This is a genomic window from Bradyrhizobium sp. BRP19 (assembly GCF_020194195.1).
In the GTDB taxonomy this organism is placed as follows: domain Bacteria; phylum Pseudomonadota; class Alphaproteobacteria; order Rhizobiales; family Xanthobacteraceae; genus Bradyrhizobium; species Bradyrhizobium yuanmingense.
This window is the reverse complement of record NZ_JADYVZ010000006.1, coordinates 101,151-113,769: the sequence shown is the minus strand read 5'-3', so window position 1 is coordinate 113,769 and position 12,619 is coordinate 101,151. Positions and strand designations below refer to the sequence as shown.

Annotated in this window: 10 protein-coding genes; 5 read left to right on the top strand and 5 right to left on the bottom strand. The window is 64.5% G+C overall.

The features are described from left to right. The first annotated feature begins 8 nt into the window (after window positions 1-8). Together I6F36_RS20450 and I6F36_RS20445 are read left to right on the top strand one after the other, a co-directional pair. Window positions 9-1,028 carry a glycoside hydrolase family 5 protein gene (locus I6F36_RS20450; protein ID WP_225172029.1) on the top strand — a complete coding sequence of 340 codons (1,020 nt, stop codon included), beginning with the start codon at window positions 9-11 and terminating at the stop codon, window positions 1,026-1,028. 231 nt (window positions 1,029-1,259) lie between these two features. Beyond that, a complete protein-coding gene (locus I6F36_RS20445) occupies window positions 1,260-2,099 on the top strand; it encodes an outer membrane protein (RefSeq protein WP_225172028.1) in 840 nt (279 codons plus the stop codon). A 36-nt stretch (window positions 2,100-2,135) separates the two neighbouring features. On the opposite strand, the gene I6F36_RS20440 is transcribed toward I6F36_RS20445, so the two are convergent. Beyond that, window positions 2,136-2,762 (bottom strand): GNAT family N-acetyltransferase, encoded by a 627-nt coding sequence (locus tag I6F36_RS20440; protein WP_036009173.1) that lies wholly within the window; start codon window positions 2,760-2,762, stop codon window positions 2,136-2,138. 96 nt (window positions 2,763-2,858) lie between these two features. Next, window positions 2,859-3,494 (bottom strand): TetR/AcrR family transcriptional regulator, encoded by a 636-nt coding sequence (locus tag I6F36_RS20435; protein WP_057026598.1) that lies wholly within the window; start codon window positions 3,492-3,494, stop codon window positions 2,859-2,861. Between the two features lie 317 nt (window positions 3,495-3,811). On the opposite strand from I6F36_RS20435, the gene I6F36_RS20430 reads away from it, so the two are divergent. From I6F36_RS20430 to I6F36_RS20420, 3 genes are read left to right on the top strand one after another with little or no spacing between them, the layout of a single operon-like run. Continuing rightward, window positions 3,812-4,615, top strand: a complete 804-nt coding sequence (locus tag I6F36_RS20430; protein ID WP_225151962.1) for an SDR family NAD(P)-dependent oxidoreductase — start codon at window positions 3,812-3,814, stop codon at window positions 4,613-4,615. 38 nt (window positions 4,616-4,653) lie between these two features. Then, window positions 4,654-5,784, top strand: coding sequence for a DUF5938 domain-containing protein (locus I6F36_RS20425; RefSeq protein ID WP_036024411.1), 1,131 nt, complete (start codon window positions 4,654-4,656; stop codon window positions 5,782-5,784). 57 nt (window positions 5,785-5,841) lie between these two features. Further along, complete coding sequence (locus I6F36_RS20420) at window positions 5,842-7,380, top strand: AMP-binding protein (RefSeq protein WP_225172027.1); 1,539 nt, start codon at window positions 5,842-5,844, stop codon at window positions 7,378-7,380. Between the two features lie 101 nt (window positions 7,381-7,481). On the opposite strand, the gene I6F36_RS20415 is transcribed toward I6F36_RS20420, so the two are convergent. From I6F36_RS20415 to I6F36_RS20405, 3 genes are read right to left on the bottom strand one after another with little or no spacing between them, the layout of a single operon-like run. Further along, window positions 7,482-8,402, bottom strand: a complete 921-nt coding sequence (locus I6F36_RS20415; RefSeq protein WP_225172026.1) for a xanthine dehydrogenase family protein subunit M — start codon at window positions 8,400-8,402, stop codon at window positions 7,482-7,484. After that, on the bottom strand, window positions 8,399-11,086 hold the full coding sequence (locus tag I6F36_RS20410) for a molybdopterin-dependent oxidoreductase (RefSeq protein WP_225172025.1): 2,688 nt from the start codon (window positions 11,084-11,086) through the stop codon (window positions 8,399-8,401). Before I6F36_RS20410 ends, I6F36_RS20415 begins: the two co-directional genes overlap by 4 nt. Continuing rightward, window positions 11,083-11,724: a TetR/AcrR family transcriptional regulator gene (locus I6F36_RS20405; RefSeq protein ID WP_225172024.1), complete on the bottom strand. Its 642-nt coding sequence runs from the start codon at window positions 11,722-11,724 to the stop codon at window positions 11,083-11,085. The genes I6F36_RS20410 and I6F36_RS20405 overlap by 4 nt, the downstream gene beginning before the upstream one ends. Window positions 11,725-12,619 lie beyond the last annotated feature (895 nt).

Genomic DNA, 12,619 nt, shown 5'->3' with positions numbered 1-12,619 from the left:
CAGGCGGGATGAATGCCATCTGCGTCCGCTGGGCTGTAACTTTCGGTCTCGCAATGACGCTATCCGTGCTTGCAATCTGCTCCCCGGCAGAAGCAGCCGGACAGGCCGCGTCCGCGCCCCCAAAACTGGGGCGCGGCATCAACATCCTCGGCTATGACGGCATTTGGGAGGGAGGCCGGAACGCGCCATTTCGTCTGGACAACCTCACCACGATCAGGCGCGCCGGGTTCTCGCACGTCCGGATCAATTTCTTCGGCTTCAAGTTCATGGACCCGGAGAATGCGCTGGATGAGATCGTCTTGAGGCGGCTCGATGCGGTGATCGAGGAGGTGCTCGCCCGAAATCTCATCCCCATCCTGGACGAGCACGATACCCATATCTGTCAGCGCGACGTCTCCGAGTGCGCCGGGAAGCTGAAAGCGTTCTGGACGCAAATCGCCGCGCGCTATGCCGGAAAATATCCGAGGCTCGTCTTCGAGGTGCTCAATGAGCCGGGCGGGCAGATGACGTCCGCCGCCTGGAACGCCCTTCTGAACGAATGTCTCGGCATCATCCGCTCCACCAACCCCCGGCGGCCGGTGATCGCCGCGGTTCTCAACGTCGACGAGCTTCCCGTCGAGGACCTGGTCCTGCCGTCAGATGACCGAAACATCATCGTCACGTTCCACTATTACGCGCCGATCCGCTTCACCCATCAGGGCGCACCGTGGTCGCCGACGTTCTCGCAAATAGGCGCGCTCGATTGGGGCACGCCGGAGGACGAGCAGAAGGCGCGCGCCGATTTCGACAAGATCCGGTCCTGGTCCGAACGGGAGAAGCGTCCGATCTATCTCGGTGAGTTCGGCGTATACGAGGCCGCGCCAGCCGAAGCACGGACGAGATATCTGTCGTTCGTGGCGCGAAGCGCGGAGCGGCTCGGCTGGGCCTGGGCCTATTGGCAATTCGATCATGATTTCGCAGCCTTCGACAGCGCGCGTCAAAGCTGGAAGCCGGAGATCATGCGGGCGCTGATTCCGGCGGGGCGGTGAGGCAGGGGCGTGACCTGAACTCGGCCGCGCCGGTGCGAAGCCATCCGACGATCGGATAGTTCAGCCTGGAGCGCCGTCATCAGGCTTAAGGCGCCGTGTTGCGGCGCGTTGTGATCAAACAGTATCGAAGTACCAAATGTATCGGAGTGTTGCTCCTCGAATACAGCGCGCGGAGGCCGGCCGATGTACCTTACCGGAGATTTCTATCGCTGATTGCTTCGGGGGTGACGAATGAAACGACTGCTGCTGGCGACGTCGGCTCTGATTGTCGCAGGCTCCGCTCAAGGTGCCGATCTGGGAGCTCGTCCCTACACGAAAGCGCCGGTTGCGGCGGCCGTGCCTTTCAGTTGGACCGGCTGCTATGTCGGGGGTCATGTCGGCGGCGGTGCGAGCCGAACGGGCTTCACGGATCCCGGCATCGGAACGGGGGCGGTCATCTCGCCTGCAATGACTATAGGCAGTGTGCCTGGTGATCGCATTGGGGTGAACGGAGACGTCGGAATTGTAGGAGGCGTTCAGGTAGGTTGCGACTACCAATTTGCCAGCAATTGGGTGCTCGGGATTGCCGGCGATTTCACGGCCACCGATCTTCACGGCACCGCCAACGATCCCTTCTTCGCCGGAAAGACCGGCGCGCCCGCCACTCTATCGAGCCGCACCGAGTGGGTCGCCAGCGTCACGGGTCGGGTCGGCTACACATGGGATCGCTTGCTCGTTTATGGCAAGGGCGGCGTCGGGTTTGCGCATGACCGATACAATCTGAACAATTTCTCGTCGATTGGCGGCTTCTTTTGTCCCGGTGTGGGATTCCTCGTTTTTGAGCCCTGCAATTCAAGCGCCAGCACCGATCGTGTCGGCTGGGTGGCAGGTGCCGGTGTCGAGTGGGCCTTCGCCCCGAACTGGTCGGCCTTGGTCGAGTACACTCACTACGGCTTCGACAGCAAGCGCGTGGGATTCGCCAATCCAGCCGCCGCCACCACCGCGTTGATCGATATTCGTCAGGACATCGATATCGTGAAGGTAGGTATCAACTATCGGTTCGGCGGGTCACCCGTCGTCGCGAAGTACTGATTGATCGCTTAAGCAGACAAAGGGAGCGGCCGGGGCTCAACCTCGCGCCGCTTCCATGCGATTCACGATCCGCTGCCCGATCGGGCTCTTCAACCAGGCCTGGAAACCGGGCCGGTCCCAGATCATCCGACGCAATACCAGAAGCGATCCATCCGTATGCGATCGCACCGGTTTTTCGGGTTCGGGCTCGAGCGTCCATCCGAGCTTGGACAGATATTGAATGGTCGTCTGATTGCGCTCCAGCACGAACGCGCGGATGCGGCTCAGCTTGAGATCGTCGAACACGAATCTGAGCAGCGGAATGAAGGTGTTCACCGTCGCTCCGGCATTGCGGTGCTCCTTTTCTCCGATCACGGCGCTGACGAGCGCCTCGCTCGCCGCCGCGTTGATGTCGAGGCGGATGAAGCCGACATGGATGCGGCTGCCGCGCTCGAATATCCCGAGCAGGAGCCGTTCGCGCTGATCGAAGGATTTGATGTAGTCGGCGATCTCCGCCTTGGTCATCGCGCGCGGTGACGTGTTGAGGACATGCACGGTCCAGGGATCGGACAACCAGTCCGCCCAGCGCTGCGAGGCGTCATCGCGCTTGATGGTGCGCAGAAAATAGCGCCCGGCCGGAAACCACAATTGCTGCTTGGGCAGACGTTCGACTTTCGGCGGCATGCCGCATCTAAGCAGTTTCGAGTCGGACGATCAATTTGGATGGCGTAACGTGCAGGCCTCGAGCGGCGACGCCTTCGTGGGCGCCACTTCCGCGCTTCAGCAGACCGTCGGCAGCAGGCGCCGGACTTCGTCGAGCAGTTCGGGGACCGCCCTCCTGTCACCCGCGAGGTGCTTGAGCAGCGCACTCTGGAACAGACCGTCGAACAGCGCGTAGAGCGCGCCTGGCGACGACGCCGGCCGCTTGCCGCCGAGCTCGGCATAGCGAGAGGCAATGCGCCAGATCATCGCCTCCAGGCTCTTGTCGATCTCGAGGACATCCTTGCGAAACGCCGCCTCGAACATCGCCTGCGAGCGCAAATCGTACCAAAGCCGGTGCATGCGGGCTTCGTTCTGCAGCGTTGCTGCGAGCTTGGCGAGGAAGCCTTCCGTCAACTCGTCGCGGCTCGTTGCCGTCGCGACGACCTCGTCATAGCGCGTCACGCACTTGGCCTTGTAGTGGCGAACGCAGCAGCAGATCAGGTCGAGCTTGTCGCTGAAATAATAGTGGAACACGCCGTGCGTGAACGCCGAGTTCTGCGCGATCTCCCGCAGGCTGGTCCGGGCGAAGCCGAGCTCTCCAAGCGTTTCGAGCGCCGCCTCGGCAAGCTCGATGCGTCGCGCGTTGAACTTGTCGTCCCGCACGATCTCCGCCACGGCCTCTCGCTTCGCCGCTCCTGTCGCTTGCCGCGCCATCGTCGCGCTGTCTCCCGTCTCTTGGTCACCACGATCACGTCGTCGGTCATCGTCTACAGACCATCCTCTTTGACAACTGTCAAATTTTTTCCTTGACAACTGTCAAGTTCCAGGAGGAGTGTGCGCGCCAAGAAATTTGGACAGTCGTCAAGACGTCAGCAAATGGAGGAAATGCACCCGCCGGCGCCGCGCCGCCGGAACGGACTCGCATGCCGTTGCGCAACCGCGCCGGCACCGTGCTGCCAATCGCAGCGCGCACCGATCATCAGCGAACAGATCAGTCCAACAGATCAGTCCAAGCAAAGGGAGGACGTGCGATGAGTGAGAAGAGTCTTGATGGCCGCAAAGCCCTGGTCACCGGCGGAGCCCGCGGGATAGGAGCGGCTATTGCAGAAGCACTGGCGCGCTCCGGTGCGGCGGTCATGATCGGCGACATTCTCGATGACGCCGGCAAGGATAGCGCCGGCAAGATCGCCAGGCTCGGAGTGAAGACCGGCTTCGTGCATCTCGATGTCGCCGACGATGCGCAGTGGGAGAAAGCGACTGCTGCGACGGTCGCCACCCTCGGCGGCTACGACATCCTCATCAACAATGCCGGCATCGAGATCACGTCGCTGGTCAGCGAGATCAGGGCCGAGGATGCGCGGCGGATGTGCGACGTCAACATCGTCGGCACCGTGCTCGGCATGAAGCACGCCTTCCGCGCGATGCGGCCGGGCGGAGCGGCGGGCAAAGGTGGCGCGATCGTCAATATCGCGTCTGTCGCGGCGACGATCGCCTTCCCGAGCATCGCGGTCTATTCCGGCACGAAATCTGCGGTCGATCGCATGACGCGGGTCGCGGCGATGGAGGCCGGCAAGCTCGGTTATGGCGTCCGCGTCAACTGCATCTATCCTGGCTTGATCCCGACCGACATGGGCCTGCAGCTCGCCAACGACATCGTCAAGATCGGTCTCGCGCCCGACGTCAACGCCGCGGTCGGCTCGGTGGTGGAGCAGACGCCTCTCGGCAAGCTCGCGGAGGTCGGCGACATCGCCAATGCTGCGGTGTTCCTGTGCTCGAACGAAGCCCGCTTCATCACCGGCATCGGACTGCCGGTCGATGGCGGCATGGGAATGTGAGCTGCAAACCCGACAACGAACATTTCGGAGGAACGAGAATGAGCGCGAAGAAGCCCGTCATCGTCTATGGCGCGTCCGGCTACACCGGCCGCCTGGTCTGCGAATACTTACGCGAGTACAACATCCCCTTCATCGCCGCGGGGCGCAGCGCGGAGAAGCTCAACGCCGCAATGAAAGCGAACGTGGCCGGTATCGAGACCGCCGACTACGAGGTGGTGGAAGTGCCGCACACCGTGAGCGCACTGACGGAGCTGTTCAACGGCGCCTCGGTGGTGCTCAACACCGTGGGCCCCTTCGCCAGGTTCGGTGCCGAGGTGGTGCAGGCTTGCTGGGCGTCCCGATGCCACTACACCGACACGACAGGCGAGCAGGACTGGCTGATCACGCTCGAGCAGGAATGGGGCACCAAGTTCGCCAATGCCGGCCTGCTGCTCGCGCCGGGCATCGCGCAGATGTACACCACCGGCGAGATCGCCGCGCAGCTGTGCCTGGAGACGCCCGGCCTCGACACGCTCGACATCGCCGTGTTCTGGGGCGGCAGCCCGACCATCGCCTCGACGCAGACCATCCTGGTCAACGCCGCGATGGCCAAGGCCTACTATCTGGAGCAGAACAAGTATGTCGAGCATCAGGCGGATGCCGGCCTCTACAACCTCGCCATCCCCGGCCAGCATGAGCTCGCCCTGGCGCTGCCCTGGGGCGGCACCTCGCACCCGGTGTGGTTCAAGCGCGATCCGCGCGTGGCCAACGTGAAGGTGCTGGGCGGCGTGTTCAACCGCGCGCTGATGCTGGGCGTGCCGCAGATCGTCGCCGCCGCGCTGGACGCGACCAAGAACATGAACCCCGACGACCGCTACACTGCTTTGGCGCAGACCGCCGCCGGCGTGATGAACACCATGCCGCCGCGCGAGAACCCGCGCGTCAACAAGTCGCTGGATTCGGTGCATGCCTCCGGCCCGCTCGGACGCGCGCACTGCGTCATCAACGGCAACAGCAATTACAAGCAGACCGGCTTGTTGCAGGCCTATGCCGCGGCGCATCTGCTGCAGCAGCCGCCCAAGCGCGTGGGTTTCGCCTCCGGCTGCCAGGCATTCGGTCACCACGAGCTGCTCGGCCAGCTGCGCAGCTTCGGGCTGGTCAGCAGACCGATCCTCACCGTGCACGACTGAGCAAGATCACGGGTGGCGCGGCCGCGCGCCACCGGCCAGCTGCTTCCGGGATTGATCATGCGCTTCATCGATTACCTCGACAAAGGTGCCTCGCTCGGCGCCGATGCGCCGTGCCTGACCATGGACGGTCGCGATCTCAGCTATCGCGAGGTGCAGCAGCTGAGCTACCGCGTCGCGCGCGGGCTCGCGCGATCGGGTATTGCTGCCGGCGAGAAGGTCGCAATCCTGTCCGGCAACGATCCGGTCGCGTTTGCATGTGTGTTCGGCATTTCCCGCGCGGGCTCGGTTTGGTGCCCGATCAATCCACGCAACGAGGCTGCCGAGAACCGGCTCGTCCTCGACCAATTCGACTGCAGCCTGCTGCTGTTTCACTCGAGCTTCGCGCCGATGGTCGAGGCGGTGCGTGCAGAGCTGCCGAAGCTGCGCGTCCTCGTCTGCCTCGATGCCGAGTTGCCCTTCGCGCCCTCGTTCGACGGCTGGCTCGCTGGCCTTGCCACCGACCAATATCAACGCGAGACGGTCGACGATCTCGCGATGCTTCCGGGCACCGGCGGCACCACCGGAAAACCGAAGGGGGTCATGCTGTCGGGCCGCAACATCGAAGCCATGACGGCGCTGACGCTGATGGGCTATCCCTTCAGGGGGCGTCCGATCTATCTCGCGCTCGCGCCGTTGACCCATGCGGCCGGTGTGCTGTGTTTCCCGATTATGGCGCTCGGCGGTCGCATCGTGATCATGCATCGCCCCGACATCGCGGAATTCCTCGAATTGATCGAGCGCTACCATGTCACGCACACCTTCCTGCCGCCGACATTGATCTACATGCTGCTCGATCATCCCAAGCTCGACTCGGCGAAGCTCGGGTCTCTGCAATGCTTCTGGTACGGCGCGGCACCGATCTCGGCCGCACGGCTTGCGGAGGCGCTCCGGCGCATCGGGCCCATGGCGCAGTTGTTCGGTCAGACTGAAGCCCCGATGATGATCTCGATGATGGCACCGGATGAGCATTACAATGCCGATGGCACGATCGCGATGGAGCGCCTCGCCTCGGCGGGGCGGATCAGCCCGTTGGTGCAGGCCGGCATCATGGATGGCGACGGCAATTTGCTGGCGACCGGCTCACGCGGCGAGATCGTGGTTCGCGGCTCGCTGGTGATGGAAGGCTACTACAAAAATCCCGAAGCCACGGCGGAGGCCTCCGCGCATGGCTGGCACCACACCGGCGACATCGGCTACATCGACGACGATGGCTACCTCTACATCGTCGATCGCGCCAAGGACATGATCATCACCGGCGGGTTCAACGTCTATTCGATCGAGGTCGAGAACGCGCTGCGGGCGCATGAGGCGGTACAGGATTGCGCCGTGATCGGCCTTCCGGACGAGAAATGGGGTGAGCGTATCGTTGCCGTGGTGCAGCCCCGTGCCGGCCAGAGCGTCGATGCGACGGCGCTGGCGGCCTTCGTCAAGCAGCGGATCGGCAGCGTCAAAACACCGAAGCAGATCGAAGTCTGGGACGATCTGCCGCGCTCCAAGGTCGGCAAGGTGCTGAAGCCGGATATCCGTGGGCGGCTGGCAGGTCGCTCAGGCGGCTAGCTAAAGCATGATCCTGAAAAGTGCGAAGCGCTTTTCCGGAGAGATCATGCGTGAACAACAACCTAAAGCGCGATGATGATTCATCCCATTCTCATCGCGCTTTAGTCCGAAAGCCGCTCTAGCACGTCGCGCACCAGCCCTTGCAGGAGATCGAGCTTGTAGGCCGTCATCGGCAATGGCTTGGCACCTGAGCTCGCCGCTTTCGCCGCCTCTGCGATCGATGCCGCATTGGCAAGCTTGCCGCTGAGCTGGACTTCCACGGCGGTGAGGCGAAGCGGCACGGGCGCGACGCCGCCGGCAGCGAGACGCACCAGCTGGAACTTGCCGCCGGCGATCACGACGCGGGCGCAGAGTTCCACCAGCGGCCATTCGGCATAGGTCCGGCTGATCGCCCGCTTGTAGGAAGCGCGCTCGCCTTGATGCGGAGCAGGAAGCGCAATGCTCTTGATCATCTCGCCTGCTGCGAGTGCGTGATCGGCGTGTGAGAGCGAGCCGTCGCCGAGCAGGCCGGCAATCGTCAATCCGCTGCGCCGGTCGGTGGTGATGGTCGCATCATAGGCGAGCAGAGCCGCCGCCATGGTCGAGGGATGCGGCGCGATGCACGGTCCGAGATCGAAGGCAACGCCATAGAGATGATTGCCGGAACGGGCAGGGCAGGTGCTGCCGCCTTTCTTCAGGCAATCGATGTCGGCCCGGCGGAAATACCAGCAGCGTGAACGCTGCGCGAGATTGCCGCCGAGCGTTGCAACGTGGCGCACCTGTGGCGTGGCGAGTCCCTGCGCGCTCGCCGCAATGCCGGGATAAGCGGCGAGGATGCGAGCGTCGGTCGCGATCGTGGCGATGGTGGCGAGCGCGCCGATCCGGGCCGCTCCATCGGCTCCCCAGCTGATCGTCTTGTCGCCGCTGGTCGAGATATCGATCAGCATTCCCTGCGACACGCCGCTGCGGCGGCGTTCGCTGAAGTCGGTGCCTCCGGCGCGGAATTCAGGCGTGGGATTGGCGGTGATGACGGCGACACTCATGCTGCATCCCTCCCTTTCAGCGCGGCCACAAGACGATCGGGCCGGAACGGAATTTCAGTCAGTCTCACGCCGATCGCATCGCGGATGGCGTTGGCGATCGCGGGCGAGGTCGGCACGGTGGCGACTTCGCCGATGCCGACGCTGCCACCCGGCACATGCTCGAAACCGGCCTCGTCGAAATGCACGTCCAGTTTCGGCATGTCGGCAATCCCCGGGATGCGGTAATCCTCCATGCTGCCGCTCAAGATGTGGCCGCTCGAGGGATCGGTCTCCCGCGTCTCATAGAGTGCGTAGCCGATGCCCTGGATCACCGCGCCCGCGGCCTGGCTTCGCGCCAGCGCCGGCGCGGCGAGCTTGCCGACCGCGAGGCCCGTATAGGCGTTGAGCACGCGCACATGGCCGAGCCAGGTATCGACCTCGACTTCCATCACCTGCACCGAGCTCGGCACGCCGGCGCCGACCACCATGTGATTTATCAGACGCAGCACCCAACCGAACACCCGGCCCATGATGCCCGCCTCGTGCAGCGCGGGCCTGACGCCGGGCGGCGGCTTGCCGTCCTCCTGGCGTTTGGCCGACACGGCGATATCAGGGGAGGCCGCGATCATCTCGCGCCACGGCGCGTTCGAGCCCGGAGCAGGTGTGCGAGACGCCGTGCGCCTGATTTCCGCTTTCAGCTTGTCGATGGCGAGCAAGGTCGGCGGCACCACTGAGGCGGTGACGCGGCTGCCGCCGGAGCCCGGTCCGCGCGGCAGGCTGGAGCGGCCGATGCGAACGTCCACATCATGCGGCTCGAGATCGAACGCCTTCGCGACGGTGTTCGCGATCACGCTGCGTGTGCCCGTGCCGATATCCTGGACCGCGCAGCTTGCGACGATGCGGCCGCCCTTGATCGCGAGTTCGACCGAGGAGCCGGTCTGCCACAGATAGAGCCAGTAACCGGTGGCGACGCCGACGCCGCGCCGGTAGCGGCCGGTCTGCGATGCGGCCGGCTTGCGGTTCTTCCAGACGTCGAGGCCGGCAGCCCAGTCGTACAGTCGCTGGCGGTTGGGATCGGGGTCCCAGAGCTTGCGCAGCTGAATCGGATCCATCTTCATGCGCTGCGCCGCTTCGTCGACCGCCTGCTCCAGCGCAAACGACATCGGCGGACCGCCGGGGCCGCGGAACGGCGCGCCGGGCGGCAAATTGCTGAGCACGTCGAAGTCGACGAGCTCCTTTGCTTCGGCCGGATAGATCAGCCGCGCCAGGCCCGCGATCAGCGAGTTCACGGCGGCGCCGGTGTCTGCATGGGCAGTGAGCGACAGCGCCTTGAGGCGGCCTTCCGCAGAAGGCAGCAAGGACAGCTTCAGCTCGGCGGCCGGACGATAGCCGGTGACGGAAAGCTCCTCTTCACGATCGAAGGCGACGCGCACCGGCGCTTTCGCGGCGCGCGCAAGCTCGATCGCGGCGATGGTCTCCAGCCCAACGCTGCCCTTGGAGCCGAACCCGCCGCCGACATGATCGGCGATCACACGCACCTTGTCGTGCGGAAGGCCATAACGCTTGGCGATCTTCTCCATGCTCTCGTGGATGGCTTGGGTCGAGATGTGCACAATGAGCTGATCGCCATCGAACCTGGCCACGGCGGCATGTGGTTCGAGGCTTGCGTGCTGTTGCGTCGAGACGCGAAAGGTCTCCTCGACCAGCAGCGGATTGCGTTGCTGGCGCGCCTCGTCAAGCCAGCTCTTGGCGCGCTTGGCTTTCTGCGAGAACGGCGCAGAAGGCCCGCGCACATTGCCCTTCCACGACACCGGAGCGCCACCTGCGCCCTCGGACACGTTGCCGGCACGCTTGCGGTCCTTCTTTTCGAACACGACCGGTGCATCGTCGCGTCGCGCTGCATCGAGCCCGATCACAGCGGGCAAAGGCTCGGGCTTGAAGCTGATCGCGGCGATGGCCTGCAGTGCGGTGCGGCGATCCTTGGCCGCGACGGCTGCAATCGGCGCGCCGACGAAGCGGACCATGTTGTCGTCGTCGAGCAGCGGAACGACCGCGGCAACACCGGCAATGGCGCGCGCCGGCGCCAGATCAAGGCCGGTGATCCTCGCATGCGCGACGTGCGCGCGCAGGATGACGCCTTCGAGCTGGCCGTCATGGTGGACGTCGACGGTGTAGCGGGCGAGGCCCGTCACCTTGTCGCGGGCTTCCAGCCGCGGCGCGATCGGCTCGATGCCGTCGAAGCGGCCCGAACAAGCCTCCGCCACAGCGCGAAAAATGCCTTCATAGGCGCCGCAGCGGCAGAGATGTCCAGATAGCGCGGCGGCGATCTCCTCGCGCGAGGGTGTCGCCGCGCCCCTGGTCGCGCGCCAGCCGTCGTGGAAGGCGGCGGCTTCGACGACGAAGCCGGGTGTGCAGAAGCCGCATTGCAGGGCATCGTGCGCCATGAACGCCTTCTGCACCGGGTGCAATCCGGCGGCTCCGACGCCCTCGACGGTCGTCAGCGATTTGCCCGCGGCCGCCTGCGCCGGCAACAGGCAGCTCACGACCGGCGTGCCGTCGAGCAGCACGGTGCAGGCGCCGCAGACGCCGGAGCCGCAGACGAGTTTGGTGCCGGTGAGGCCGCCATCGCGGATCACGTCGATCAAAAGCGCATCCGGATCGTCGGGCAGCGCCAGAGGCCGTCCATTGATGGTCGTGCTGGTCATTTTCGAACTCCCGTTTTGCGTTGGGACTTCTTTGCGGACGGCGCCATCGCGCCGGCGATCAGCATGCGCAGCATGGTCTCGAGCTGTTTCAGGAACGCGTCAACCGGCTGCATGGCAGGGAAAGCGGATTTGGTGCCGTGGATCGCCATCTCGACGCAGCGCGCGAGCTCGCGCACGCTGACGCCGCTTTCGAGGTTAAGCTTTCGCTTGCGGCACACCCGCGCGATCGTGGTTGCGATCTCTTCGGCGAAACGGCTGGAATAGCTCTGGTAGAGGTCGCGCGCCTGCGCGAGGTGCTCGGAAAACAGCTCCTCGGTATGGGGCGAGTCCTTCAGCGAAGCGAGCAGCGACTGCATTCGCGCGCCGATCTCGGCGACCAGGATGTCGGCAAGCTCGAGGCCCGCTTCTTCCGCCGCCTTCGCGGCCGCGATTTCCGCAGCGAGCCCCTGCGCGTAGATCCGCTCGAGCACGGCGCGAAACAGCGCCTCCTTGGAGGCGAAGTGATGATAGAGCGCCTGCCGCGTCAGTCCGGCTTCCTCCGCCGCCAGCTCGATCGAGGAGCGGCGGAAGCCGTGGCGCCGGAACACGCGCAAGGCAGCGTCGAGGATCCGGTCCTGGGGAGGGGCCTTGGCCTGCATTTTGTCAGATTTGACAAACGCGAACGAAATGTCAAATCACGGATTGATGACGGGTCTCGTGTGTGAGTAAGCCGGGTGCTTCGCCGGGGTGGTCATCTGGCTTGACTCCCCATCGCGCCGTTCTACGCTGGTTGCATGGGGGAGACAGATAAAGCGGTACGCGAGTGCCGCATTCAGATTGCAGTCGAGATCGAGCGCCAAGGCGGTGACAGCGATGCCTTCGCTGCCGAGTTCCTATGCGCGATGATTGCCCAATCTCACCGCCAAGGCGAGCGTACCATACGGGCGCTTGCCAATGAGGTTGATGCGTGGCGCCGAGCCCGCCGTACCTCGCGGCATCATTTTTCGAGTTGGGCACCGGTTAGGCGCTAATGAGTAGGTGGCTCGCCATATTGGTGGTAGGGCTCGCGTTAGGCGGTTGTGGTGCGGTCAACACGGTCATGCCAGTGAACGCAGACGACGTATCTGCCTGTCTTCAGCAAGGAACCTATTACGATCGCGCCACTCGACAGTGCGCACCGGTCCGGCCCGCACCTCCGCCAACGGCCGAGGAGCAAGCGGCACAAGCGGACTTCCACAGACGGGTGCAGGCTCGTGCGGCGAAATGCACGACCGGCTCTAAAGAGATGTGTCGCGTCTACGCTGAGCAAGAAGAGATCGGAGCGCGGGATTTCTGCCTAGGGTCATACGGCTCAGCGGCGTACAACATCGTTGGTTATCGGACTATTGGCTGGCCGGCGGAGATGACTGCCGAAACCATTGCTAAGGCCGATGCGAGGTTTCCGCCCGATCTCCTCGCGCGACTTGTTCGCGCGGGTTACGCGGACAAGGCGAGATCGGCGGAAGACTTCCAGCGCGAAGCGCGGCAGCGATGTACGGACGGCAATCCTTTTTG

What these genes read in the sequence shown, in the direction of transcription:
- I6F36_RS20420 (WP_225172027.1), top strand. Translation starts at nt 5,842, where the DNA reads ATGCGCTTCATCGATTACCTCGACAAAGGTGCCTCGCTCGGCGCCGAT.
- I6F36_RS20435 (WP_057026598.1), bottom strand. Translation starts at nt 3,494, where the DNA reads ATGGCGCGGCAAGCGACAGGAGCGGCGAAGCGAGAGGCCGTGGCGGAG.
- I6F36_RS20410 (WP_225172025.1), bottom strand. Translation starts at nt 11,086, where the DNA reads ATGACCAGCACGACCATCAATGGACGGCCTCTGGCGCTGCCCGACGAT.
- I6F36_RS20405 (WP_225172024.1), bottom strand. Translation starts at nt 11,724, where the DNA reads ATGCAGGCCAAGGCCCCTCCCCAGGACCGGATCCTCGACGCTGCCTTG.
- I6F36_RS20440 (WP_036009173.1), bottom strand. Translation starts at nt 2,762, where the DNA reads ATGCCGCCGAAAGTCGAACGTCTGCCCAAGCAGCAATTGTGGTTTCCG.
- I6F36_RS20425 (WP_036024411.1), top strand. Translation starts at nt 4,654, where the DNA reads ATGAGCGCGAAGAAGCCCGTCATCGTCTATGGCGCGTCCGGCTACACC.
- I6F36_RS20415 (WP_225172026.1), bottom strand. Translation starts at nt 8,402, where the DNA reads ATGAGTGTCGCCGTCATCACCGCCAATCCCACGCCTGAATTCCGCGCC.
- I6F36_RS20430 (WP_225151962.1), top strand. Translation starts at nt 3,812, where the DNA reads ATGAGTGAGAAGAGTCTTGATGGCCGCAAAGCCCTGGTCACCGGCGGA.
- I6F36_RS20445 (WP_225172028.1), top strand. Translation starts at nt 1,260, where the DNA reads ATGAAACGACTGCTGCTGGCGACGTCGGCTCTGATTGTCGCAGGCTCC.
- I6F36_RS20450 (WP_225172029.1), top strand. Translation starts at nt 9, where the DNA reads ATGAATGCCATCTGCGTCCGCTGGGCTGTAACTTTCGGTCTCGCAATG.